Here is a 24,193-nt window from a genome sequence, read left to right as displayed (position 1 = left end):
TAGAAGCGCTATGAACTCTATGAGCGCTTTTTGAAGTTCTAAGAGCATATTCAGAACTTCTATGAGCACTTTCGAAACTTTTATGAGCATATTTCTACGTTCTATGAGCGGAAAACCCGATTCTATGATCATCCGCCCTCTTTTATTCCACAAAAAAAGAGCGTCGGGTAAATAATAAAACCCGAACGCTCCCTTCTTTTATTAACGTGCTAATTTAGCAAATACGTTATGGAAAGCTTCCACCGTTTTCGCAATATGCTCTTCTGTGTGGGCAGTTGATAAGAACATGCCTTCAAACTGGGACGGCGGCAAGAAGATGCCTTCTTCCGCCATCAAGCGGTAGTAATCGGCAAATAATGCCGTATCAGATGTTTTTGCTGTTTCAAAATCCACCACTTCTTCGTTCGTGAAGAAAAAGCCGATCATGGAACCCGCACGGTTCACCGTATGCGGAATGTTGTATTTCTCAGCTGCTGCACGGAAACCGGCTTCCAGCTGATCACCGCGTTCGATGAAGGTTTCGTAGCTCGCTTCGTTTAAACGGCTTAAAGTTTCGAACCCTGCAGTCATCGCAAGCGGGTTGCCTGAAAGCGTCCCTGCTTGGTAGATTGAACCGCTTGGCGCCACTTGTTCCATGATTTCGCGCTTGCCGCCGAATGCACCGACAGGAAGCCCGCCGCCGATAACTTTGCCTAGGCATGTCATATCCGGCGTTACGCCGAAATAGCCTTGTGCGCAGTTATAGCCGACGCGGAAGCCGGTCATGACTTCGTCAAAAATCAAGATTGTGCCGTTTTCAGTCGTCAAATTGCGAAGCTCCTGCAAGAAACCGTCTTTCGGCGGGACAACTCCCATATTGCCGGCAACCGGCTCAACGATGACAGCAGCAAGGTCGGCGCCGAATTCACGGAAGGCGTGTCTCACGCTTTCCAAATCATTGTAAGGAACCGTAATCGTATTTTGTGCAACTGAAGCCGGCACACCCGGTGAATCCGGCAAGCCAAGCGTCGCAACGCCTGAACCCGCTTTGATCAAAAGGCTGTCGCCGTGGCCGTGGTAGCAGCCTTCAAATTTCAAGATTTTATTGCGTCCGGTATAGCCGCGCGCAACGCGCAATGCACTCATCGTCGCTTCCGTTCCTGAAGAAACCATGCGCACCATTTCAATCGATGGTACACGCTCCATTACAAGTTTAGCAAGTTCGTTTTCAAGCAAAGTCGGCGCACCGAAACTTGTACCTGACATCGCAGTTGCCTGGATCGCCTTCACTACTTCCGGATGCGTGTGGCCCAAGATCAGCGGACCCCAAGACAATACATAGTCAATATACGTATTGCCATCGATATCCGTAATCGTCGCACCGCTGCCGGAAGCCATGAAAATCGGATCCATATTGACCGATTTAAACGCACGCACCGGGCTGTTGACGCCGCCCGGCATTAAATTTTTCGCTTCGTTAAATGCTGCAATCGAATTTTCGTATCCCATTTACTTCTCCTCCAGCCAGCGTGCCGCATCTTTTGCATGATACGTCATTAAGATATCCGCTCCAGCGCGTTTCATGCTGAGCAAAGTTTCAAGAACGATCTGTTTTTCGTCAACCCAGCCGTTTAAAGCCGCAGCTTTGACCATTGCATACTCGCCGCTGACGTTGTAGGCAACGATCGGCACATCAAAGTTGTCGCGTACTTCACGGATGATGTCCAAATAAGAAAGAGCCGGTTTCACGATCATGAAATCCGCACCTTCTTCAATATCTGAGCCTGCTTCGCGCAAAGCTTCCAAGCGGTTCGCCGGATCCATTTGATAAGTCTTGCGGTCACCAAACTGCGGTGTTGAATGCGCTGCTTCACGGAACGGGCCGTAATAAGCGGAAGAATATTTCACGCCGTAGGACATAATCGGCGTATTTTCAAATCCAGCCTGGTCCAAACCGTAGCGGATTGCTGCGACAAAGCCGTCCATCATGTTCGACGGCGCAATAATGTCCGCTCCTGCTTTCGCTTGGGACACCGCTGTACGGGCAAGCAAATCAAGCGATTCGTCGTTCAAGATGACGCCATTTTCGATCACGCCGCAATGGCCGTGGTCTGTATATTGGCAAAGGCATGTATCGGCAATCACCACTAATTCCGGATGGCGATTTTTTGCGAAGCGGATCGCTTCCTGCGTGATGCCGTGGTCGTGGTAAGCTTGCGACCCGACAGCGTCTTTTTCATTCGGCACACCGAACAAAATGACAGAAGGAATTCCTAAAGAAACCACTTCGTCCAATTCTTCGCCTAGTCTATCCAATGAAAAATGGAATACGCCCGGCATTGATGAAATTTCCTCTTTTACATTTTCGCCTTCCACTACAAAAATCGGGTAAATAAAATCTTCTTTCTGTACGCTCGTTTCGCGAACCATCGAACGGATATTAGCCGATCCGCGCAAACGGCGATGGCGTCTAAAATTCAATTCTGTCATCATTGCAACTCCCTTTCGCTATTTCGTTGATCACTTCTAAATACGTATACTTTTTCGGGCGGTAATCGACATGGCCGCCATTCTGTTTGATGGCGTTTTCCGTAATGTGGCCAATGGCCGCCGTCCGGATGCCTGACCAATCCCCTCCTGCTTCCCGGTAAGCCGAGACAGCTGAAGGACTGGCAAATATCACAATCAGGCCTTTCATTTCCATCAATGTGCGTGCATTGCCGATTTTAAGGGACGTCTCATAAATTGTCCATTCATCAACATGGAGCGGCATCGAAGCAATCGTGCTCTTCGCAAGCGTCCCTTTCACAAACAGGCATTTCACATCGCTTCCGACAAATGCCCGGAATTCCTTTACAAAGACATCTGCACTATAGACGGTGGGAATAAAATCCACACGGTAGCCATGCTGCTCTAAAGTTTCAGCCGTCTTTTCCCCAACGGCGGCGATTTTCGCTTGAGTCGGAACGTGCAGTTGGCAAAAAGCCTCCGCACTCGTGCCGCTCGTGAAAATCAGCCAATCGTATAGTTGGACCTTCGGCATTTCGCTTTGGCGAATGGAAGTTTCAATAAGCGGCAAATACAAAGCTTTGCCGCCCAATTGTTCTACTTTTAAGACCGCTTCTTCCGGCTTTCTTGAACCGGTAAAAACAATGGTCTCACCCTTTAAAGCGTTTATCTTCTCAGACATTGCTCTCAGCTTTTACTTTTTGGATCAACTCATAGCCGCCTTGTGAACTGATTTTTTCAGCTACCGTACGGCCTGCTTCGATCGGATCGCGGCTGATAGCTGTTTCTTTGAACACTTGCTCAGCATCAGGCGATGAAATCAAACCAGTAAATGAAATTTCTCCTTCAGAAACCGTTGCATAGCCGGCAATCGGCACTTGGCAGCTGCCGTCCATATCTTTTAAGAATTTGCGTTCTGCATTAACTGCAAGCGCTGTGTTCTCATCATTAAGTTTTGCCAATTCCGCAAGCAATTCCGTATCTTCTTCGCGGCATTCGATAGCAAGCGCACCTTGGCCGATTGCAGGAAGGCATTCTTCAACTTCCAAAAATTCCGTCACGATGTCTTCTTTCCAGCCCATGCGCTTTAGTCCGGCAGCAGCCAGCAAGATTGCATCGAAATCGCCTGAATGCAATTTCGCCAGGCGTGTATCAATGTTTCCGCGGATCCACTGGATATCAAGGTCCGGACGCAGCAATAGCAATTGGGAACTGCGGCGCAGGCTGCTAGTTCCGACAACTGCTCCAATTGGAAGGTCCATAAACTTCACGTGATCGTTTGAAATGAAAGCATCACGTGGATCTTCACGTTCCGGGATACAGCCAATGACAAGGCCTTCCGGAAGAACAGATGGCATATCCTTCATGCTGTGGACTGCAAAGTCGATTTCTTTATTGTAGAGCGCTTGTTCAATTTCTTTAACAAACAAGCCTTTGCCTCCAACTTTAGAAAGCGTCACGTCAAGAATTCGGTCGCCTTTTGTCACGATTTCTTTTATTTCAAATTCAAACGGCGCACCTGCCGCTTTTAATTTTTCGATAAACTGATTCGTTTGCGTCAACGCAAGTTTACTTCTTCTTGAACCTACAATAATTTTTCTCATTTGAATCCTACCCTTCTTTAATACCAGAAATGAAATTCAGATAACCGACTTCCTAAAAAGAAATTGATCAATAATAATAAAAATGCATAAATATGGGCCATCGCATACGGCATGCCGCTAAGTGAACCTTTGCGGTTGCGGTATAGAATCCAGCTGTAGACGAGCAGCAAAATGAAGGACCCGACGATCTTCATGTCGAAGAGCGAGAATTCATTCAGCGAAATGACTGCCCATTGAAGCCCAAGCACGAGCGATACAAACAGCAAAGAAATGCCGACCAGTATCGAAATTGTCATGCCGAGCTCCGCTTGCCCAAGCGATGGCAGATTGCTCCACTGTTTCGTCCATTTTTTCTTTTTCAGCAAGCGGTACAAAATCATGTAAAGCGCTGAAAAGACGAAGGACAGTGAAAACGCCACATAAGACAAAATGGCAAACGTGATGTGAATCAGCAATAGCTCAGAAACGAGCGATTCACCCACCGGTGACCGTTCAATCTGGACCGGCGCGAATGTATGGATGGTCATAAAGATAAATCCGATGATGTTGATGAAAAATACCGCAAAATCGAAGCGGTAAAATATGCGAAGGACAAGTGACAAAGTCACGAGCAGCCACGCATAAAAATAGATCCCTTCAAAAAGGGTCAATATTGGAAAGCGCTGCGTTTCAATAATATACAGCACTAAAAACACAGTCTGCAAAACCCAAACAATCCCGAGCAACGTCATGGCAATGCGGCTGGCTTTTTTCTCTTTATATAAATAATCGATAAAATAAAAAACAAGGCTGACAGCATATAGAATAACCATAGCTTCGTGCAGCCTTGCCATTGTTATATCAGCCATCCTATTCCCCTTCGTTTCCATAGTTAAAGGCGTTTCGTATCTACATTTTAACATATAGATTCGAAAACGCCTCTTTCAGAAAGCTTAAAATGAATATCCGGGAATTTCCTGTTGCTCTGCTTGTTTAGAAGGTGCGGCCGCTTTTGGTTTAACAGCTGCCGTCTGCTTCTGGATTTCTGCTTCGACTTCCTCTTCAATTCCAAAAATCTGCTGGAACAGTTCGAGCTGCTCACGCGCTTTTGGCGCACCAGCCATTTCTTTCGCCTGCAAAATCGGGTCTTTCAATAATTGATTGATGATCGATTTTGTGTGTTTGTTGAGGATTTTCTTTTCACGGTCTGTCAGGTCCGGCATTTTGTTTTCAATGCTCGCCATAGTTTCCGACTGGATCGCCAATGCTTTTTGGCGCAATGCCGAAATCACTGGAACTACACCAAGCGTCGCCAGCCAATCATTGAACTGATTCGACTCCTGCCCGATCATCGCCATGATTTGCCCAGCTGCGCGTTCACGCTCAGCCAAATTCGCTTCAACTATTCCTTGCATATCATCGATGTCGTATAAAAAGACATTGGACAAATCACCGATACGCGGATCGATATCACGCGGCACCGCAATGTCGACGATGAATAAAGGCTTGCCTTTGCGGAGCTTTTCAACGTATTGCATCAATTCCAAATCGATGACAAAATCCGTTGCACCCGTTGAAGAAATGAGAATGTCTGCATCTAAAAGTGCACATTGCAATTGATTCATCGGCAACGCTTTGCCTTCAAATTTCTCTGCTACAGCTTCCGCTTTCTCGAACGTACGGTTGATGACCGTCACGTGGTTAGCTCCGCTGCCCTGCAAGTTCTTAATCGCCAGTTCGCCCATTTTCCCGGCACCTAAAATCACGACATGCTTGTTTTTCAAGCTGCCGAAGATTTTCTTGCCGAGTTCCACTGCTGCATACGAAACCGATACGGCATTCTCGCCGATCGCTGTTTCTGAATGCGCACGTTTTGCCAGCGTCACTGCTTGCTTGAACAATTGGTTGAAAACCGTTCCCGTCGTCCCGTACTCTTGGCCAGCCAGGAAACTGTTCCGGACCTGTCCAAGGATCTGAGTTTCCCCGAGCACCATCGAATCGATGCCGGCAGTTACGCGGAACAAATGCTCAACCGCTTCTTCTTGTTCATAGACAAATAAATATTGGGAAAATGACTCTTGCGGAAGGCCAAAATAATCCGCCAAGAATTGCTTCACATAATAACGGCCGGTGTGAAGCTGATCGACGACTGCATAGATCTCTGTCCGATTGCAGGTCGATACGATGACATCTTCCAATATGCTTTTTTGCTCTTTTAACGCTTGCATCGCTTGTGGAAGTTCAGTCTCGATAAACGACAGTTTTTCTCTGATTTCCACTGGTGCAGAGCGATAATTCACCCCGACTACTAATGTATGCATGGGATCAAAACACCTTTCACGTTCAATATTTCCTATCTATAAGTATACCACTATTATAGTTTCAGAAGCCTTTCAAAATGTGAACAAGCCATGAAACTATTACATTTTGCTGTACAGTGGGAGTTAATATTATTACTTTATAATTATTATAATGTAAGTTTAGCAAAGCATCCTTCCGACAACAAGTATAACGCTCTTAGTCGAAATAGTGCATTAACTTTCGGCATATTAAAGATGAGAATTGGAGTTGTTTGCGGAATACGGGTGTTCATTTGCGCAATAAACGAGTTGTTTGCGGAATTTCTTATTTTATTTGCGGAATAGAGGGTTTTAATTGCAGAAAGCTGTTTCCCCATAAAAAAAGAGTGCAGCTCATAGCTGCACTCTTCCCAATTACATTCTTTTTTCGATTTCAGCCCATGCTGCATCTTTGCCAAGCCCGGTTTCAGATGAAAAGACGATTAACGGATCGCCTTTTTCCATTTCCAAGGTTTCACGGACAATTTTCTTATGCTTGTCCCATTTGCCTTTTGGAATCTTATCCGCTTTTGTCGCAATGATGATGCACGGAATATCATAATGCTTCATGAAATCGTACATTGCGATATCGTCGCGGCTTGGCGGATGGCGAAGATCGACGATTTGGATAACCGCCTTTAACTCATCGCGCCCCGTAATATACCGCTCGATCATTTTGCCCCATGCTTCGCGTTCCGTCTTTGCCACTTTTGCGTAGCCATAGCCCGGTACATCCACATAGAACAATTTCTCTTCGATTTTGTAAAAGTTCAAGGTCTGCGTTTTCCCCGGTTTTGAGGAAATGCGCGCCATGCTTTTACGCCCGATCATTTTGTTGATGAAAGACGATTTCCCGACATTTGAACGTCCCGCTAAAGCAAATTCCGGCAAGCCGTCTTCCGGATACTGATCCGGACGGACGGCGCTGATTACAAGTTCTACATTATTGACTATCATTCATTTTCTCCTTCTAATGCGATTTCGAGTGCCTCTTCCGCTTGAGAAACAAGTTTGAACGTCAATTCTTCACGGACACTCTCCGGAATGTCTTCGATATCCCGCTCGTTATCTATCGGCAAGATGATCGTTTTCAATCCAGCACGGTGTGCGCTTAATGTTTTCTCTTTCACGCCGCCAATCGGCAAGACGCGTCCACGCAGCGTAATTTCACCGGTCATGCCGACTTCGCGGCGAATCGGGCGTTTAGACAGCGCAGATACCAGTGCAGTCGCAATCGTGATCCCGGCAGATGGTCCGTCTTTTGGCACCGCTCCTTCAGGTACGTGGATATGGATATCCTGCGATTCATGGAAAGACGGATCAATGCCAAGTGATTCGGCATTTGCTCGGACAAACGAAAGGGCCGTCTGTGCCGACTCTTTCATGACGTCTCCAAGTTTACCAGTCAATTGGAGTTTGCCTTTGCCAGCCGATAACGAAACTTCGATCTGAAGCGTGTCTCCGCCAACTGTCGTGTAGGCAAGGCCTGTCGCCACGCCGACTTGGTTGACCGTTTCAGCCATGCCGTAGCGGAATTTGCGCTTCCCTAAATACTCTTCTACTAAATCAGCCGTTACTGCCACCGATTCTTTTTCACCGCTGACAATCTGTTTCGTCACTTTGCGGCAAATGGAAGCAAGTTGGCGCTCAAGGCCACGGACTCCCGCTTCCCGTGTGTAATAACGGACAACGGAAAGCAATGCAGCGTCATCGAAAGTCAATTGGTCTTCTTCCAACCCATGTTCTTTCAATTGCTTCGGCGCTAAATGGTTTTTCGCGATCATTTGTTTTTCCGCTTCTGTGTAGCCCGCAATCGTAATGACTTCCATCCGGTCGCGAAGCGGTCCTGGAATCGATCCAAGATCATTTGCCGTCGCGATGAATAAAACATTCGAAAGATCGTAGGTTTCTTCTATATAATGGTCGCTGAATGAATTGTTCTGTTCCGGATCCAATACTTCAAGCATAGCTGATGAAGGATCTCCGCGGAAATCATTCGACATCTTATCGATTTCATCGAGTAAAAACACTGGATTTACAGTAGATGCCTTTTTCATTCCTTGGATAATGCGTCCTGGCATCGCGCCGACATACGTGCGGCGGTGTCCACGGATTTCCGATTCGTCGCGCACGCCGCCAAGGGATACACGGACAAATTTGCGGTCAAGCGATTCAGCAATCGATTTTGCTAGAGAAGTTTTCCCGACTCCCGGAGGCCCTACTAAACAAAGGATCGGCCCACGAAGCGATTTCGTCATCTGCTGTACGGCTAAATACTCCAATACACGCTCTTTGACGCTTTCCAAGCCGTCATGGTCACGGTCAAGGACTTCTTCGGCGTATTTGATATCCAAACGGTCTTCAGTCGAATTCGACCATGGAATCGTCACAAGCCACTCGATGTAATTGCGGATAATGCCGCTTTCAGCTGCTGCTGACGGCAATTTTTCGTAACGGTCCAATTCTTTCAGTGCTGCTTTTTCCGTAGATTCCGGCATGCCAGCTTCTTCGATGCGCTTCTTCAGATCAACGATTTCAGCTGATTTGCCGTCTTTATCGCCAAGCTCTGTTTGGATCGCTTTCATCTGTTCACGAAGGTAAAACTCTTTTTGCGTCTGTTCCATCGATTTCTTAACGCGCTGGCTGATGCGTTTTTCCAGATCGATCACTTCTTGCTCATTATGCAAGCGTGTAATCAGCATTTCCAATCGCTTATCGATATCGAATGTTTCAAGAATCTCCTGTTTGCCAGCCACTTTGATCGGCAAATGCGAGGCCACCATATCCGCTAAGCGGCCCGGCTCTTCGATATCAGCCACAGTGTTGTAAGTTTCAGTCGTAATTTTCTTCGAAGCTTTTGCATATTTTTCGAAATGCTCCAGCAGCAAGCGCATTAATGCATCTTGCTCTGCTGTCCGTTCCGTTTCATCCGGGAACGTCGTCACTTCAACCATCGTCAAGTTTTCTTCTTCTGTATATTGCTTCCACTGCGCCCGTTCCTGCCCTTCTACAAGGACCCGGATGGTGCCGTTCGGCAATTTCAACATCTGTTTAATGTATGCGAGTGTACCGATTTTATGCAGATCGTCTTTTTCCGGCTGTTCGGTACTCATTTCTTTTTGAGTCGCCAGGAAAATGATATTGTCTTCAAGCATTGCTTGCTCTAGAGCCGCAATGGACCGCTCCCGGCCTACATCAATGTGCAAGACCATCGTCGGAAATACGAGGAGCCCTCGCAGCGGCAATAAAGGCACGCGTTTCGTTATTTTTTTCTTAGCCATTCGGGAGAACACCTCCGGTTATTTTCGTCAAAAAAACAAGCTGACCCTAAACGCGCGGATGTGCACGATCAGAGTCAGCCCGTATCATCCTATATTCCGCTTGCTTGCAGCGGCTTCCCGCTGAAAGCAGTTTTACTTAAGCGGATGTTTTCTCGTTATTGTCGCCTTTATATTCTGAGCCGTCTTCTAGCAAAAGTTTCGGCTGAGCGCTATCAGTGACGGTTTCTTTTGTAATGACGCATTCCACGATATCTTCGCGGGACGGCAGGTCGAACATGACTTCAAGCATGATATTCTCAATGATTGAACGAAGTCCTCGGGCACCTGTCTTGCGTTCAATCGCCAATTTCGCGATTTCCACTAAGGCATCGTCTTCAAATGTCAATTCGACATCATCAAGCTCCATCATTTTCTGGTATTGCTTGATCAATGCATTTTTCGGTTCAGTCAAGATCTGCACCAATGCGTTTTCATCCAATTGCTCCAGGCTTGCCAATACCGGCAAACGCCCGATGAACTCAGGAATCAAACCGAATTTCAACAAATCTTCAGGAATCAATTGGCTAAGCAATGATTTCTCATCCAATTCCTCTTTGTTCGGATCTGCACCGAAACCGATGACTTTATTGCCCAAACGGCGTTTGATGATTTGATCTACGCCGTCAAAAGCACCGCCGACAATGAATAATACATTCGTCGTATCGATTTGGATGAATTCTTGATGAGGGTGCTTGCGTCCGCCTTGCGGTGGCACGCTTGCAGTCGTTCCTTCAAGAATTTTCAACAAAGCTTGCTGAACGCCTTCACCGGAAACATCGCGTGTAATCGATGGAGTTTTCCGATTTACGGGCCACTTTATCGATTTCATCGATATAGATGATGCCTTTTTCTGCGCGTTCTACGTCATAATCCGCAGCTTGGATCAATTTCAATAGAATGTTTTCAACGTCCTCACCTACGTAGCCTGCTTCTGTTAAAGAAGTAGCATCTGCGATTGCGAAAGGAACGTTCAGGATGCGAGCCAAAGTTTGAGCAAGCAAAGTTTTCCCCGCTCCCTGTTGGTCCAATCAAAACGATATTCGATTTCGACAGCTCGACATCGTCGATCTTGCTGTTCGAGTTCACACGTTTATAGTGGTTATACACAGCGACAGCAAGCGACTTCTTCGCTTTTTCCTGTCCGATTACATAACCGTTTAAAATGTCCAAAATCTCTTTCGGTTTTGGAACTTCTTTGAATTCTACTGCTTCTTCTGTACCAAGCTCTTCTTCTACGATTTCCGTGCAAAGCTCAATACATTCGTCGCAAATATATACACCTGGTCCTGCAACCAGTTTACGGACCTGCTCTTGCGGTTTACCGCAAAATGAACATTTAAGATGGTCTTTTTCGTCATTGAATTTGAACAATGTATTCACCCCTATTCAAGCCATTATCTTACAAGATATTCGTTATTGTATCAACTAATTAGAATTAAACCAAAAGGAAAGCATTATGTAGGGTATTAAATTGATGTTAGTTGATTTCTTTTATATAGGCTATGTCTGTTTTATTGGTTTTATGTAGAGGAAAACAAGGCACGATGCCGTGCCTTGTTTTCGGTTGTAAATTATAGGCTTTAATTATTCAGCGTCTTCAGCATTTGCAATTTCAGTTGTGATTTTAGCGTTTTCCACTAAGAATTCAACTGTGTTTTGCATACGGATGTCATTTTCAAGCATTTCAGTACCGCCTAAAGCAGCTTTGATCTGTTCTGCATCCATGTTGAATTGGCCAGACATTTTTTCAAGTTCTTTGTTGATGTCTTCAGCTGTTACTTCCATGTTTTCTGCAGCAGCAATTGCTTCAAGAACTAGCGATACACGTACGCGTGTTTCAGCGTCATCGTGCATTTGAGCGCGAAGTGCCTGCTCGTCTTGTCCTGAGAATTGGTAGTAAAGGTCAAGGTTCATGCCTTGTTGAGTCAAACGCTGTTCGAAATCTTGCATCATGCGGTCCATTTCAGTGTGGATCATTGCATGCGGAAGGTCGATTGTTGCGTTTTCTGCAACTTTCTGAACCAACTCATCGCGAAGTTGAGCATCAGAAGCTGATTGTTTTTCAGCTGACAATGTTTCTTTCATTTTTGTGCGCAATTCATCTAAAGAAGCGACTTCCGCATCAATTTCTTTTGCAAATTCATCGTTAAGTTCAGGAAGTTCTTTTGCTTTCACTTCGTTTACTTTCACTTTGAAAGTTGCAGCTTTTCCTGCAAGCTCAGCCGCGTGGTATTCTTCAGGGAAAGTGACTTCAACGTCTTTTTCTTCTCCTGCTTTCACGCCAACCAATTGCTCTTCGAATCCAGGGATGAATGAGTTTGAACCGATTTCAAGAGAATAATCTTCTCCTTTGCCGCCTTCAAACGCTTCTCCATCAACAAACCCTTCGAAATCGATAACAGCTGTATCGCCTTCAACGATTGCTTCGTCTTCTTTAACAGCAAGTTCAGCAAAACGCTCTTGGTTTTCTTTCAATTGGTTTTCGATTTCTTCGTCTGTTACTTCTGTATCTTGCTTTGTTACTTCGATGCCTTTGTATTCGCCAAGCTGAACTTCAGGTTTAACGATCACTTTAGCAGTGAATACCAATGGCTTGTTTTTCTCCATTGTGTCGATATCGATTTCCGGGCGGTCAACTGGGTTGATTCCGGCTTCTTCAACAGCGTTCGCATAAGCGTCCGGCAAGATGAAATCCAAAGCATCTTGGTACAATGATTCTACACCAAAACGTTTTTCGAACATTTGGCGAGGCATTTTTCCTTTACGGAAACCTGGCACGTTGATTTCTTTTACAACTTTCTTGAATGCTTGATCCAATCCTGCATTTACTACTTCTACAGGCACTTCTACTGTTAACGTTCCTGTGTTACCTTCTTGTTTTTCCCATTTTGCTGACATATATTAGCCCTCCAAACATTTTCTACAAAGTCATATTACGTGTATTATACGAATTTTGACAACCTCCATATTATAGCATAGATGGCGTCATGTTCAACTATTTCTACCCATTCCGAAACTCGAACCAAGCTTCAGCCTGAATTATCAGCTTGAGCAGCTCTTCATCCACCCCATTTGATGCTTCTCCGGTAAACAAACTATCCAGATAACCCATATAGGCTTCTGCAACTTCCCGCCCTTCAAATTCATCCCACGCAAAAGGATAGATCAAGTAAATATGGCGTTCAAACAGTTCAATCGCCATTTCCAGGCGGGTCGGGTCTTTCGATAAAGCTTCTTCCAAATAACTGCGGATCATTTTAATGCGTTTATTGTTTATAGGGTCCGGCAAGGCGGCGGCTGAAAATTCACCTTCGTAATGGAACTTCTTGATTTTGAGCCGGCCGGCCACTTTTTCCTGGTGGAGCGTAAATAATATGTATGTTTTAGTGAGCAGATCGGTATCTTGGTGTTCAGCAAGCGCAAACAACTTCTCTTTCAGCGGCTCGTAATATGCCGGCTGCAGTTCCATGATGAGATGCTCCTGCTCGCTCGGCCGAAGCGCGGTGAAATGTTCAGCTTCGTATAAACGGATATCCACTTTTTCTTTGGATACATTCGCTGCAATCCGTTCGTTCAGCTCGCGCAATTGCTGAAATTGTTCAAGCCGCTCTTCCGGCAAGATTTTTTCTTCAATCAGCATTTCGATCATTTGCTCAGCTTCTTCAAATTCCCTCACTTGCATCAACAAACTTATGTATAATTCCATCGTCTCCAAATAATGGATCGGACCCACTTTTAACAGCTCGCGGCAGACGTCGAGCGCCTCTTCATAATCCCCCAGCTCAAATAAGCAATAAGCGTAGGCTCCAAGCGCTCCCGCATGTTCAGGTTCATACGCCAGCACTTGGTAGAGCTTATCGCGGGCTTCGGTGTACTGCTCGTCTTTCAGGAGATTCATGCCGTCTGTCAACAAGCGGTTGATCGTGGTCGGAAATACGATGACATTGCCTTTCCGTTTAAGCTCCCTATATTTCTTCCGCATTTTTACCACCCCATTTATTGCCTCTATCATAACATAAGGGGATTTATCGGGAAAATAAAACCATGGATTTTTTTCATTTCCTGGGAGCTGTATTAAATATTGCCTGACAAGCTAATTAAATTTTTGAATTGGTCTAACCGGAACCAGCGTGGCAAGAATTGGCGGATTTCATCGTCATTATAGCCCACCTGCAATTTTCTGCCATCATGAATAATCGGCAAGCGAAGAACGCCCGGGTTGTCCTGGATGACTTTATAAAGCTGAGGCAAAGACAAAGCATCGAAATCGATTTTCAGCTTTTTGATTGCATAAGCTTTTTTCGAAATGATTTCTTCTGTTCCTTCATTTGTCAGGGAGAGAATTTCTTGAATCTCTTCTATGGTGATGGGTGTCGTGGAGAGGTTTTTTTCTTCGTATGGAATTTCATACTCATCTAACCAAGCGATCGCTTTTCGGCATGAGGTATTGCTCGTTGCAGTGAATAATTTAGCTTTCATCATTTCACATTCCTTTCTTAAATCTTTCCTGTGCGCATTTTCTGGAGACTTTCCGGAGGGAACAGCGTACGGCAAAATATTTTCGCGAATTGCTGGTAATCCACGTCCTCCCCTTTACTGACCCGATTTTGCAGCTTTTCTAATAAGGACTCCAAACACCAGGTTAAAGTTTCAATCTCAATGTCCGGCCAGAGATACCCTTTCTTCTGCAAAACGGTTAAATCTTTTACAAACTTCTGATGCATCCGGTCTTTTGCGTTATTGATGATTTCTGCCAGCTCAGCGTCACGCAGCAGCAACTCAGGCATCAACTTTTGGAGATTGGATTCATTTATCTTGTGGTAATGGATTTCAAGGCGTCCTGCGAGCAGCTTTTCCGGATCTCCGCTTTTCCATTCCAGCTCGAGCGGCATCATCGAATCCAATTGGTTTTCGATCAAGGACATCAGGAGTTGGCGTTTATCGGAAAAGTAGCGATAAAAAGTTCCAGTCGCGACACGTGCATGGGCCGCAATTTCTTTTGCAGTGGTTTGGTCGAACCCTTTTCGGCTGAATAATTCCTTGCCACTGGCAATTAAGGCTTCTTTTTTTGTTTTGACCGTGATTGTTTAGGAGAAGTCGGAAAACTTCCAACAAGGTCTTCGTGTGGCATTTTCTCACCTCTTTATACAGAATAACACGTTTCACCCAATAACATGAACTCGAGTTCATGTTATTCATCATTTTTTTGAATGCGGATTCACATTATGGACAAATAAATGAAAAATCCGGAGCATAGGCTCCGGACAGATAAATTAATTCAATTTAGAAATACTTCCTCATTTTGTACTTTCATCCAAAATGGCAATAGAACAATAGCAAGGAGGAAAAATCCTAACATTAAGTTGATGGTTACCCATCCTTCTATATCAAAAAAAGCTTGGATCAATAATGGCAAAGGAATTAGCATATTAAGAAGCAAGATCTGTTTTCTGGATTTCGGAGTTGTGTATTGTTTTTTGCTGCAATATGGGCATTTCATGCTTGTCGTCAAAACAAAAGAACTCTTTAAAGTCTGTTTCCATGTCCACCCGGTTTTGCAGTTTTCACATATCGGCAAATTTCTTCCCTCCAATTACTATTAAGAAGATAATGGTTGTATTTATATTTATAATAGAAGAGGCCTGAAGCAATTTGCTTCAGGCCTCTTCCTATGTATCATTTCGATAAGTTTACGTCCCAGGAGCGATTCGAACGCCCGACCGACGCCTTAGAAGGGCGTTGCTCTATCCAGCTGAGCTACTGGGACATGGCTTTCTTCGTTTCCAAACTTCAACACCACTGGGTGGGCTGCGTTTTTCAACTGAAAGACAATTTTAATTATAGAAATGATTTCAAGAAAAGTCAATGCTATTTTAAAAAAACATTAAAATTTATTTCTTTTTATTTTATTGGCCATTATCCAGCCATTCCGGCATCGCTTTTTCCAATTCGCGGAGTGCGTTGCCCCGGTGGGAAATCGCTGCTTTTTCTTCTGGCAGAAGTTCCGCCATTGCTTTTCCTTCGTTAGGCACAAAGAAAATCGGATCGTAGCCGAAACCGTGGTCGCCTCTTCGTTCAGAAAGGATCATTCCTTCGCACGACCCTGAATAAGTAACAGTTTCCTTATTTGGCGAAGCGATTGCGAGAACGCAGCGGAAGCGTGCTGTACGTTGTTCTTCAGATACACCTTCCAATTTCGCTAACACTTTTTCAATATTGGCTTCATCGCTTTTTGCTTCACCGGCATAACGGGCCGAATAGACCCCAGGTTCGCCGTTTAACGCATCAATTTCAAGCCCGCTGTCATCTGCAATAACAGTAGTTTGAAGGGCTTCAGCCACCGCTTCCGCTTTAAGGATGGCATTTTCTTCGAACGTTACGCCTGTTTCTTCAACGTCCATGTCTTTTGCTACATCACGAAGCGTTAACACCTCGTATCCGAGCGGTCCGAAAAGGGCTTCAAAATCCTTCGCTTTGCCTTTGTTTTGAGTCGCAATGATTACTTGTTTCATAAGTTCGATTCCACCTCTTCCCCGATTTTCTGCGCCAAGCTTCCAAGTACCTCTTTTTGTTTTTCAATCAATTGCTGGATTCCGCTTTCACCAAGGTCCAGAAGTTCATTGAGTTGAGTCCGCGTAAACGTCGACTCTTCCCCAGTTCCCTGCAGTTCCACAAAATGGCCGGCTCCAGTCATCACAAGATTCATATCGACTTGTGCGGAAGAATCTTCTACATAGTTCAAGTCTAGGATAGCTCCAAGTTCACTGTCGATGCCCACGCTAGTCGCTGCTAAAAAGTCGGTAACCGGAAATGCAGGAAGCTCCAATTTTCCAATGGCCATTACCATTGCCACAAACGCTCCCGTGATCGAAGCTGTTCGTGTTCCGCCATCCGCTTGGATAACGTCGCAATCGATCCATAAAGTCCGTTCACCCAGCTTTTCCAAATCTACGACAGCACGCAAGGCACGGCCGATTAAACGTTGGATTTCCATCGTCCGTCCACTGATTTTCCCAGCAGAAGCTTCCCGCCGATTCCGGCTATTGGTGGCACGCGGCAGCATCGAATACTCCGCCGTGATCCATCCTTTCCCTTGGCCGCGCAAAAATGGCGGCACTTTGTCTTCAATGGTCGCTGTACAAATCACTTTTGTCTGGCCAACCGTAATCAATACAGAGCCTTCCGGATGGATTAAATAATCCGCTTTCATCTGCACCGGGCGCAGTTCATTTATTGCTCTTTCATCAATTCTTGTCATGAGAATCCTCCTTGTATTTGCTCAAATAGCTTACCATATTTCCTTTACTACAGCCAAAAACCCGATAGCTAAGCCATCAGGTTTTTGGAAATCGGATAGAGTGGATCAACGGATGATCAATGCTTAGCCATTTTTCAATAATCGAAGTAAAGATCGGTGTGGAACCGGATGTGTAAAAGTGATGGATTGGCGGCTTTTGCCGGTCAGCGAGCTGTTTTTTGTATCTCAGGTGCCGCTCGACGTCTTTTGCCGTTTCTTCAGCAGAAGACAATACTTTTACGCCATCCCCGAAAACTTCCTCGATAAATCCTTGCAGCAACGGATAATGGGTACACCCCAAAATTGCCGTATCAAATTCTTCTTCTTCAATCTGGGAAAGGGTATCTTGCACCATAATCCGGGCAAATTCCCCCTCATATTCATCACTCTCCACAAGCGGCACGAACCTTGGACATGCCAATTGGACAACATGCGCAGAAGAGACCAATGACTTGATCGCTTTTTCATAAGCGCCGCTTTTCACCGTCCCCAAGGTTCCAAGAACTGCGATATTTTTGCTATGGGATGTTTTAATTGCAGCTCTCGCCCCTGGGAAAATCACACCGATGACAGGAATCGGCAGTTTTTTCTGCAGTGAATTCAATGCAGCAGCCGTTGCTGTATTGCAAGCGATCACCAGCATCTTAATTTTCTTTTTCATTAAAGCTTCGGCCATTTGCCATGTGAATTTACGGACTTCTTGGAGAGAACGGGGTCCATACGGGCATCTGGCATTATCCCCTATGTAATAAATCTGTTCGTTCGGCAAAAGTTTGATGATCTCTTTTGCCACCGTCAGTCCGCCTACTCCTGAATCAATAACTCCGATTGGCGCATTCAAATTAGTTACCTCAATTCTATTTCATGTTTGTATGCAGTTTTTCAAGTAAGAACGAAAACCGCTCAACTTCATCGGCACTGAAATCTTCAAGCACCGTCTCTAAATAATCTTGTCTCTTTTTAATCACTTCTTCAATGATCCGTTCGCCCTCTTTTAATAATTTGATCCGAACGACACGGCGGTCTTGTTCCTCCCGCACTCGGACCACTAACTCATTTTTTTCCATTCGGTCGACAAGGTCGGTCGTCGTACTGAAAGCCAAATACATTTTGTTGGAAAGGTCTCCAATTGTCATATCGCCATGTTCGAAAAGCCATTGCAGCGCCACAAATTGGGGAGGTGTGATCGTATAGGAATTCAAGATCTCTCTCCCTTTTTGCTTGATCAAACCGGATATATAGCGCAATTCTTTTTCCATAAATGCTACTTTATCGGAATTGTGTGGAATATGGTTATTGGTGTTTGTCATTACAATCATCCACTCCTCGGTTACGTATCTTCTCTTCTATAGTGAAGGTTTTTTATGGTTATGGCAAGAACCCAGTCAGTTTTCCATCGAAATGGCTTGGTTGCTAGTTAGCAATTCCCACTCTTCCGGGCTCCAAGGAAATCCTTTTCCGGTTTCCTTGGAAATCTGCACCATCGCGCCTCTACCTGTAAAGCAGGTTTCTTCTTTTTCATTGACTGCCCAGTAATGGACATCTATCGAAGAATTTCCGACTGATGCAACTTTAACGTAAATATCCATTTTTTCGTCAAAGAAAACTTGTTTTACGTAGTCGACTTGCATATCTGCTACGACGGGAAACAAATCACTGCCTTTTAGCCAACGCTGCATAAGCCCCAGTTCTTTCATATACTCGATGCGTGCAAATTCAAAATACGTAATTGGCACCGTATTATTCACATGCCCGAACATATCCGTTTCTGAAAAACGCACTTGGACCGGCGCAGAAAAGCGAAACTCTTCTTTCCATTTATTAAAATTTTCAATGTACTTGGCTTTCATCTAAAATCCTCCAGTATGTAATACAAGGTCATATTTTATTAGTATAGCAAAACTTAGACCTTTACCTGAAATCATATATCTAAATCAAAAGAAAAAATCCCTGCCGCAGCAGGGATTTTTTTCAATAAGACTAATCAACCATTCTGTCGCTTCCGAAGAAGTTGCGGAACATTTGAACTGTTGTGTCGCGGTTCAACGCTGCGATTGATGTTGTCAAAGGAATTCCTTTTGGACAAGATTCAACACAGTTTTGAGAGTTACCGCAGCTGCCTAGACCGCCATCGCCCATGATTGCATTTAAGCGCTCATCGCGAGTCATAGATCCAGTTGGGTGCGCGTTCATCAAGCGAACTTGTGAAAGTGGTGCTGGTCCGATGAAATCGGATTTATCATTGACGTTCGGGCATGCTTCTAAGCATACGCCGCAAGTCATACATTTTGAAAGTTCGTAAGCCCATTGGCGTTTGCGTTCTGGCATACGAGGTCCGTCGCCAAGGTCATGAGTTCCATCGATTGGCACCCAAGCTTTGACTTTTTTCAGTGAATCGAACATACGGCTGCGGTCTACGATCAAGTCGCGGACTACAGGGAATGTCTTCATCGGCTGAAGGCGGATTGGCTGTTCCAATTGATCGACAAGAGCTGTACACGACTGGCGTGCTTTGCCGTTGATGACCATTGAACAAGCTCCACATACTTCCTCAAGACAGTTCATGTCCCAAGTGACCGGAGTTGTTTTTTTGCCGTCCATTGTAACTGGATTCCGGCGGATTTCCATCAACGCCGAAATGACGTTCATGTTCAAGCGATATGGCAATTCGAACTTCTCGAAATACGGTGCTTCATCCGTAGAGTTTCGGCGTTCGATTTCAAATATAACCGTTTTTGCTGCTTCACCCATGGTAAATTAGCTCCCTTCTTAGTGTGCTGATGAGTAATCTCGAATTCGAGGTTCAACCAGCGATGTATCGACTTCTTCGTAAGTGAAGATCGGCTCATCGTAGCCATTGAATTTGGCCATTGTTGTTTTCAAGAATTCTTCGTCATTGCGTTCCGGGAAGTCCGGTTTGTAATGAGCTCCACGGCTTTCATTGCGATAATAAGCCCCAAGCGTGATCACTCGTGCTAAATGTAGCATATTTTTCAACTGGCGTGCGAACATTGCGCCTTGGTTGCTCCAAAGCTGAGTATCCGTGATGCTGATGTGATTGAAACGTTCAAGCAGCTCTTGGATTTTCTCATCTGTCGCTTTCAAGCGGTCGTTATAGCGAACAACTGTTACGTTGTCTGTCATCCATTCGCCAAGTTCTTTGTGAAGAACGTAAGCATTTTCAGTTCCATCAAGTGCTAGGATTTCGTCCCATTTGCGCTGCTCTTCAGCAACCGCGCGGTCAAAAATGTCCGAAGGAAGATCTTCAGCCAATACATCCAAACCTTGAACGTATTCCATTGCATTCGGGCCTGCAACCATTCCGCCGTAGATGGCAGAAAGCAATGAGTTAGCGCCTAAGCGGTTTGCTCCGTGCTGCGAATAATCACATTCTCCTGCTGCAAGAACGCCAGGAATGCTTGTCATTTGGTGGTCATCAACCCATAGTCCGCCCATCGAATAGTGGACAGCCGGGAAGATTTTCATTGGAACTTTACGAGGATCGTCCCCAGTAAATTTCTCATAGATTTCAATGATTCCGCCAAGTTTGATATCCAATTCTTTAGCATCTTTATGGGAAAGGTCAAGATAAACCATGTTTTCGCCGTTGATGCCCAGTTTCTGGTTTACACAAACATCGAAGATTTCGCGTGTCGCGATATCACGTGGAACCAAGTTTCCGTATGCCGGATATTTTTCTTCCAAGAAATACCAAGGCTTACCATCTTTATATGTCCAGATACGTCCGCCTTCACCGCGAGCCGATTCAGACATCAAACGAAGCTTGTCGTCTCCTGGAATCGCTGTCGGGTGAATTTGGATGAACTCGCCATTTGCATAATACGCGCCTTGCTGATAAACGATCGAAGCAGCAGACCCTGTATTGATGACAGAGTTTGTCGACTTGCCGAAAATGATCCCAGGTCCGCCAGTTGCCATAATAACCGCATCTGCACGGAACGCACGGATTTCCATTGTCGTCATGTTCTGGGCAGTGATCCCTTTGCCGACGCCGTTGTCATCTAAAACTAAGCCAAGGAATTCCCAGCCTTCGTATTTTGTGATCAAGCCAGCCACTTCGTGGCGGCGAACTTGCTCATCTAGTGCATAAAGCAATTGCTGGCCAGTTGTTGCACCGGCAAAAGCCGTTCTATGGTGCATCGTTCCGCCGAAACGACGGAAATCCAGAAGACCTTCTGGCGTACGGTTGAACATAACGCCCATGCGGTCGAACATGCGAATAATTCCTGGTGCCGCATCTGTCATTGCTTTAACAGGTTTTTGGTTCGCCAGGAAGTCACCGCCGTAAACGGTGTCATCAAGGTGAATTGCTGGGGAATCCCCTTCGCCTTTTGTATTTACCGCTCCGTTGATCCCGCCCTGTGCACAAACTGAGTGAGATCTTTTAACTGGAACGATTGAAAACAGGTCGACAGGTGAGCCAGCTTCAGCAGCTTTAATTGCTGCCATCAAACCGGCAAGGCCGCCGCCTACGATAGAAATTTTGCCTCTCGCCATTTTGGTATTCACTCCTCTTTTAGTTCACCAATAATCAAAACGTTCTTAAACGAACGCAAACAAAGCTCTGATACCAATAATCGAAAGCACCACAAACACTAGAAGCGTGAAATAAGATGCCATTCGCTGAGATTTTTCAGATTGTGTAATTCCCCAAGTGACTAAGAATGACCAGAAGCCGTTAGCCAAGTGGAACGTCGCTGCTAAAACACCTACAATGTAAAACGCTAACATTAATGGGTTGCTCAAGATATTTTCCATCATATTGAAATCTGCTTCCGCTGCATTGCCGATCGCAACTTGGAAACGAGTTTCAAAGACGTGCCATGCAATGAAGATGACTAGGAAAACACCTGTGTAGCGCTGTGCAACGAATAAAATGTTGCGCATGTAGCTGTACTTACCTGGGTTATGCTTAGACGTGAACGCTATGTATACACCGTAGAACGCATGATACATCAACGGCAAATAAATAACGAAGATCTCTAAGAAAATAACAAACGGCAAGTTCGCCATGAAGTGAGAAGCTTTGTTGAAAGAAGCTTCACCTTGTGTAGCAAAATGGTTGACGATTAGATGCTGCGTCAAGAACAGCCCTACTGGAATGATTCCTAGTAATGAGTGTAACCTGCGCATTAAAAATTCACGATTGTCCAAAACTTTTACCTCCCTCAAGCAATAATACGCAGAAAAAAGAGCAAACGATATGTTACGAAAGCATCCATTGACTGCAACCAACATCATGATACAATAATATGACATATTTATTGTACTCCGCCCCAATTGGAGCGTCAAGGCAACTAGCATATTTCTAAGTGATTCTTACTATTAATTTATTATACTGAAAGTGGGTTCGACATGACTGTAAAAGAAGCTGAAACCGATCAGGAGTTCGGTTATGAAATTATACGGGACTATGTATTATCAGAAGTTCTAGGCCAGCACGAAGCTGATATCCTTTACTGGGCTGGGAAATCGCTTGCCCGCAAATTCCCTCTTTTCGCGATGGAAGAAGCACCTGATTTTTTTAGCCAAGCAAATTTTGGCCAATTGTCCCTGGAAAAGGCCGGCAAAGATGAAACCATCTATACACTTCACCCCTACAAAATCGAAAATCGCTGCTTTAAGCTTGAAGCCGGATTTCTGGCTGAACAAAAACAGAAATTGAGCGGTTTTTTGACAGAAGCCTACGAAGAAGTCCTTCCGAAAAAGAATTTAGTGCGGATCACCTTGAAAACGGATCTGCGGGAAAAAGCATAAATCCACTTTTTGAGCATTCATTTATTCCTTCCATTGAAAAACCCCGATTTCATTTATCGGGGTTTTCTTTTTTATTCATCTAAACCAAAGGCTCTGTGCAAGGCATCCGCTGATTTTTGCATGTCAACAAACGGCACAACGACCGATACTTTAATCTCTGAGGTGCTGACCATCTTTACCGGAATTTCTTCCATGCGGAGAATATCGAACATTTGCGCTGCAACCCCCGGATTTGAAACCATTCCGGAACCGACGATGGAGACTTTCGAGAGGCCTACTTCGAATTCACAGGAAACAAAACCGATCTCTTCTTTGTGTTGTTCAAGCACCCGGCGCGCTTCCTCTAAACTTTCTTCTTTAATGGAAAAAGAAACGGACGGCGGGAACGCATCCGTGATGCTTTGGACGATGATGTCCACATCGATGTGGTTTTCAGCAAGCTTTGTAAAGATATTTGCCAATGAACCATTGAACGGTTTTTTATATGTGACTGTCACACGTGCAATTCCTTTTTCAAATGCGACGCCTCTGACAATAAGATTTTTTTCCACAGTGACCACCTCTTGTATGATTGTGCCGGGTTCATCGGAATAACTTGCTCTGACCGATAGGGAAACCTGGTTATTTTTCGCAAATTCAACTGCCCGGGGATGCAGGACGCCAGCCCCGAGATTGGCCAATTCCAGCATTTCATCATATGAAATCTGCTCGAGCTTCCGTACGCCGCTGACAAAACGCGGATCAGATGTGTAAACGCCATCGACATCTGTGTATATATCGCAGCGGTCTGCCTTTAATGCAGCTGCCAGCGCCACCGCTGTCGTATCCGATCCTCCGCGTCCGAGTGTCGTGATATTGCCGATTTTATCAACGCCTTGGAACCCGGCAACTACACAGAAATAGCCATTGTCCAACACCTTTTCCAACCTTTCTGTATGGATTTGTTCAATGCGTGCATTGCGCGGCACTGATTCTGTTTCAATGCCTGCTTGCCAACCGGTAAACGACAAAGCTTCATGGCCGAGCGCTTTAAATGCCATGGCGAGCAATGAAATAGTCACCTGTTCTCCTGTCGCTAGCAGCATATCCATCTCCCGTTTCGGCGGCTCAGCAGAGATTTCGTTAGCCAAGCCAAGCAATGTATCCGTTGTTTTTCCCATCGCCGAAACAACAATCACGACTCTTCTGCCTTTTTCTTTTTCAGTAATGGCTCTTTTCGCGACACCGATAATTTTCTCCGGTGTTGCAACTGATGTTCCGCCAAATTTCATGACTACCGTTTTCATTCCATCCACTCCCACATTTTTTCGATGTGGCCCTCAACATGAAAAGCAAAGACTGAATATGGCTTTGCCTGCCAATAAAAAAAAGGCAGCTCACCGAGTTACC

Annotated in this window: 23 protein-coding genes, 1 tRNA gene and 2 pseudogenes; 1 reads left to right on the top strand and 25 read right to left on the bottom strand. The window is 45.1% G+C overall.

Going from position 1 to position 24,193, the window contains the following annotated elements:
* Window positions 1-201: 201 nt before the first annotated feature.
* The 24 genes and pseudogenes from hemL to L0M13_RS07445 all read right to left on the bottom strand — a co-directional run bounded on the left by hemL (window position 202) and on the right by L0M13_RS07445 (window position 22,180).
* Complete coding sequence (hemL, locus tag L0M13_RS07550; RefSeq protein ID WP_235198969.1) at window positions 202-1,488, bottom strand: glutamate-1-semialdehyde 2,1-aminomutase; 1,287 nt, start codon at window positions 1,486-1,488, stop codon at window positions 202-204.
* Window positions 1,489-2,469 (bottom strand): porphobilinogen synthase, encoded by a 981-nt coding sequence (gene hemB, locus L0M13_RS07545; protein WP_235198968.1) that lies wholly within the window; start codon window positions 2,467-2,469, stop codon window positions 1,489-1,491.
* Complete coding sequence (locus L0M13_RS07540) at window positions 2,450-3,169, bottom strand: uroporphyrinogen-III synthase (protein ID WP_235198967.1); 720 nt, start codon at window positions 3,167-3,169, stop codon at window positions 2,450-2,452. The genes hemB and L0M13_RS07540 overlap by 20 nt, the downstream gene beginning before the upstream one ends.
* Window positions 3,162-4,091 carry a hydroxymethylbilane synthase gene (hemC, locus tag L0M13_RS07535; RefSeq protein WP_235198966.1) on the bottom strand — a complete coding sequence of 310 codons (930 nt, stop codon included), beginning with the start codon at window positions 4,089-4,091 and terminating at the stop codon, window positions 3,162-3,164. The genes L0M13_RS07540 and hemC overlap by 8 nt, the downstream gene beginning before the upstream one ends.
* Before the next feature lie 17 nt (window positions 4,092-4,108).
* The gene (gene ccsA / locus L0M13_RS07530) at window positions 4,109-4,939 is read right to left on the bottom strand and encodes a cytochrome c biogenesis protein CcsA (protein ID WP_235198965.1); all 831 of its coding nucleotides are present in this window, start codon (window positions 4,937-4,939) and stop codon (window positions 4,109-4,111) included.
* A gap of 84 nt (window positions 4,940-5,023) precedes the next feature.
* Window positions 5,024-6,391, bottom strand: a complete 1,368-nt coding sequence (gene hemA, locus L0M13_RS07525; RefSeq protein ID WP_235198964.1) for a glutamyl-tRNA reductase — start codon at window positions 6,389-6,391, stop codon at window positions 5,024-5,026.
* 393 nt (window positions 6,392-6,784) lie between these two features.
* Window positions 6,785-7,366, bottom strand: a complete 582-nt coding sequence (gene yihA / locus L0M13_RS07520; protein ID WP_235198963.1) for a ribosome biogenesis GTP-binding protein YihA/YsxC — start codon at window positions 7,364-7,366, stop codon at window positions 6,785-6,787.
* A complete protein-coding gene (lon, locus tag L0M13_RS07515) occupies window positions 7,363-9,690 on the bottom strand; it encodes an endopeptidase La (RefSeq protein ID WP_235198962.1) in 2,328 nt (775 codons plus the stop codon). Before lon ends, yihA begins: the two co-directional genes overlap by 4 nt.
* A 136-nt stretch (window positions 9,691-9,826) precedes the next feature.
* Window positions 9,827-11,100: pseudogene (gene clpX, locus L0M13_RS07510) on the bottom strand (ATP-dependent protease ATP-binding subunit ClpX).
* A gap of 213 nt (window positions 11,101-11,313) precedes the next feature.
* Complete coding sequence (gene tig / locus L0M13_RS07505; RefSeq protein ID WP_235198961.1) at window positions 11,314-12,627, bottom strand: trigger factor; 1,314 nt, start codon at window positions 12,625-12,627, stop codon at window positions 11,314-11,316.
* Window positions 12,628-12,730: 103 nt separating this feature from the next.
* Window positions 12,731-13,711 (bottom strand): tetratricopeptide repeat protein, encoded by a 981-nt coding sequence (locus tag L0M13_RS07500; RefSeq protein WP_235198960.1) that lies wholly within the window; start codon window positions 13,709-13,711, stop codon window positions 12,731-12,733.
* A gap of 92 nt (window positions 13,712-13,803) precedes the next feature.
* Window positions 13,804-14,208, bottom strand: coding sequence for a transcriptional regulator Spx (gene spx, locus L0M13_RS07495; RefSeq protein WP_235198959.1), 405 nt, complete (start codon window positions 14,206-14,208; stop codon window positions 13,804-13,806).
* A gap of 17 nt (window positions 14,209-14,225) precedes the next feature.
* Window positions 14,226-14,654, bottom strand: a complete 429-nt coding sequence (locus L0M13_RS07490) for a hypothetical protein (protein ID WP_235198958.1) — start codon at window positions 14,652-14,654, stop codon at window positions 14,226-14,228.
* 60 nt (window positions 14,655-14,714) lie between these two features.
* Window positions 14,715-14,783 (bottom strand): annotated as a pseudogene (locus L0M13_RS18710) (hypothetical protein); the annotation flags it as partial.
* 224 nt (window positions 14,784-15,007) lie between these two features.
* Window positions 15,008-15,307 carry a TIGR04104 family putative zinc finger protein gene (locus tag L0M13_RS18705; protein WP_397443523.1) on the bottom strand — a complete coding sequence of 100 codons (300 nt, stop codon included), beginning with the start codon at window positions 15,305-15,307 and terminating at the stop codon, window positions 15,008-15,010.
* Window positions 15,308-15,422: 115 nt separating this feature from the next.
* Window positions 15,423-15,496 (bottom strand) — tRNA-Arg (locus L0M13_RS07485).
* A 139-nt stretch (window positions 15,497-15,635) separates the two neighbouring features.
* On the bottom strand, window positions 15,636-16,241 hold the full coding sequence (locus L0M13_RS07480) for an XTP/dITP diphosphatase (protein WP_235198957.1): 606 nt from the start codon (window positions 16,239-16,241) through the stop codon (window positions 15,636-15,638).
* Window positions 16,238-16,987, bottom strand: a complete 750-nt coding sequence (gene rph / locus L0M13_RS07475; RefSeq protein ID WP_235198956.1) for a ribonuclease PH — start codon at window positions 16,985-16,987, stop codon at window positions 16,238-16,240. Before rph ends, L0M13_RS07480 begins: the two co-directional genes overlap by 4 nt.
* A gap of 76 nt (window positions 16,988-17,063) precedes the next feature.
* Window positions 17,064-17,867 (bottom strand): glutamate racemase, encoded by an 804-nt coding sequence (racE, locus tag L0M13_RS07470; protein ID WP_235198955.1) that lies wholly within the window; start codon window positions 17,865-17,867, stop codon window positions 17,064-17,066.
* Between the two features lie 16 nt (window positions 17,868-17,883).
* The gene (locus tag L0M13_RS07465; protein ID WP_235199283.1) at window positions 17,884-18,336 is read right to left on the bottom strand and encodes a MarR family winged helix-turn-helix transcriptional regulator; all 453 of its coding nucleotides are present in this window, start codon (window positions 18,334-18,336) and stop codon (window positions 17,884-17,886) included.
* A gap of 75 nt (window positions 18,337-18,411) precedes the next feature.
* Window positions 18,412-18,876, bottom strand: a complete 465-nt coding sequence (locus L0M13_RS07460; protein ID WP_235198954.1) for an acyl-CoA thioesterase — start codon at window positions 18,874-18,876, stop codon at window positions 18,412-18,414.
* A 130-nt stretch (window positions 18,877-19,006) separates the two neighbouring features.
* Entirely contained in the window at window positions 19,007-19,777 is a 771-nt protein-coding gene (gene sdhB, locus L0M13_RS07455) for a succinate dehydrogenase iron-sulfur subunit (RefSeq protein ID WP_235198953.1), read from the bottom strand.
* An 18-nt stretch (window positions 19,778-19,795) separates the two neighbouring features.
* Window positions 19,796-21,544, bottom strand: coding sequence for a succinate dehydrogenase flavoprotein subunit (gene sdhA / locus L0M13_RS07450; protein ID WP_235198952.1), 1,749 nt, complete (start codon window positions 21,542-21,544; stop codon window positions 19,796-19,798).
* 45 nt (window positions 21,545-21,589) lie between these two features.
* Complete coding sequence (locus L0M13_RS07445) at window positions 21,590-22,180, bottom strand: succinate dehydrogenase cytochrome b558 subunit (RefSeq protein WP_311195664.1); 591 nt, start codon at window positions 22,178-22,180, stop codon at window positions 21,590-21,592.
* 222 nt (window positions 22,181-22,402) lie between these two features.
* Between L0M13_RS07445 and L0M13_RS07440 the strand changes: the two genes are divergently transcribed.
* The gene (locus L0M13_RS07440) at window positions 22,403-22,804 is read left to right on the top strand and encodes a YslB family protein (protein ID WP_235198950.1); all 402 of its coding nucleotides are present in this window, start codon (window positions 22,403-22,405) and stop codon (window positions 22,802-22,804) included.
* A gap of 71 nt (window positions 22,805-22,875) precedes the next feature.
* Here the strand turns inward: L0M13_RS07440 and L0M13_RS07435 are convergent, their stop codons facing one another.
* On the bottom strand, window positions 22,876-24,090 hold the full coding sequence (locus L0M13_RS07435) for an aspartate kinase (RefSeq protein WP_235198949.1): 1,215 nt from the start codon (window positions 24,088-24,090) through the stop codon (window positions 22,876-22,878).
* Between the last annotated feature and the right edge of the window lie 103 nt (window positions 24,091-24,193).

It is taken from the genome of Planococcus sp. 107-1, from assembly GCF_021513255.1.
Taxonomy (GTDB): Bacteria; Bacillota; Bacilli; order Bacillales_A; family Planococcaceae; genus Planococcus.
This window is presented reverse-complemented; position numbering and strand designations above follow the sequence as displayed.

Coding starts and splice junctions, on each gene's coding strand:
- hemL (WP_235198969.1), bottom strand. CDS start 1,488: ATGGGATACGAAAATTCGATTGCAGCATTTAACGAAGCGAAAAATTTA.
- hemB (WP_235198968.1), bottom strand. CDS start 2,469: ATGACAGAATTGAATTTTAGACGCCATCGCCGTTTGCGCGGATCGGCT.
- L0M13_RS07540 (WP_235198967.1), bottom strand. CDS start 3,169: ATGTCTGAGAAGATAAACGCTTTAAAGGGTGAGACCATTGTTTTTACC.
- hemC (WP_235198966.1), bottom strand. CDS start 4,091: ATGAGAAAAATTATTGTAGGTTCAAGAAGAAGTAAACTTGCGTTGACG.
- ccsA (WP_235198965.1), bottom strand. CDS start 4,939: ATGGCTGATATAACAATGGCAAGGCTGCACGAAGCTATGGTTATTCTA.
- hemA (WP_235198964.1), bottom strand. CDS start 6,391: ATGCATACATTAGTAGTCGGGGTGAATTATCGCTCTGCACCAGTGGAA.
- yihA (WP_235198963.1), bottom strand. CDS start 7,366: ATGATAGTCAATAATGTAGAACTTGTAATCAGCGCCGTCCGTCCGGAT.
- lon (WP_235198962.1), bottom strand. CDS start 9,690: ATGGCTAAGAAAAAAATAACGAAACGCGTGCCTTTATTGCCGCTGCGA.
- tig (WP_235198961.1), bottom strand. CDS start 12,627: ATGTCAGCAAAATGGGAAAAACAAGAAGGTAACACAGGAACGTTAACA.
- L0M13_RS07500 (WP_235198960.1), bottom strand. CDS start 13,711: ATGCGGAAGAAATATAGGGAGCTTAAACGGAAAGGCAATGTCATCGTA.
- spx (WP_235198959.1), bottom strand. CDS start 14,208: ATGAAAGCTAAATTATTCACTGCAACGAGCAATACCTCATGCCGAAAA.
- L0M13_RS07490 (WP_235198958.1), bottom strand. CDS start 14,654: ATGTCCTTGATCGAAAACCAATTGGATTCGATGATGCCGCTCGAGCTG.
- L0M13_RS07480 (WP_235198957.1), bottom strand. CDS start 16,241: ATGAAACAAGTAATCATTGCGACTCAAAACAAAGGCAAAGCGAAGGAT.
- rph (WP_235198956.1), bottom strand. CDS start 16,987: ATGACAAGAATTGATGAAAGAGCAATAAATGAACTGCGCCCGGTGCAG.
- L0M13_RS07465 (WP_235199283.1), bottom strand. CDS start 18,336: ATGACAAACACCAATAACCATATTCCACACAATTCCGATAAAGTAGCA.
- L0M13_RS07460 (WP_235198954.1), bottom strand. CDS start 18,876: ATGAAAGCCAAGTACATTGAAAATTTTAATAAATGGAAAGAAGAGTTT.
- sdhB (WP_235198953.1), bottom strand. CDS start 19,777: ATGGGTGAAGCAGCAAAAACGGTTATATTTGAAATCGAACGCCGAAAC.
- sdhA (WP_235198952.1), bottom strand. CDS start 21,544: ATGGCGAGAGGCAAAATTTCTATCGTAGGCGGCGGCCTTGCCGGTTTG.
- L0M13_RS07445 (WP_311195664.1), bottom strand. CDS start 22,180: ATGCGCAGGTTACACTCATTACTAGGAATCATTCCAGTAGGGCTGTTC.
- L0M13_RS07440 (WP_235198950.1), top strand. CDS start 22,403: ATGACTGTAAAAGAAGCTGAAACCGATCAGGAGTTCGGTTATGAAATT.
- L0M13_RS07435 (WP_235198949.1), bottom strand. CDS start 24,090: ATGAAAACGGTAGTCATGAAATTTGGCGGAACATCAGTTGCAACACCG.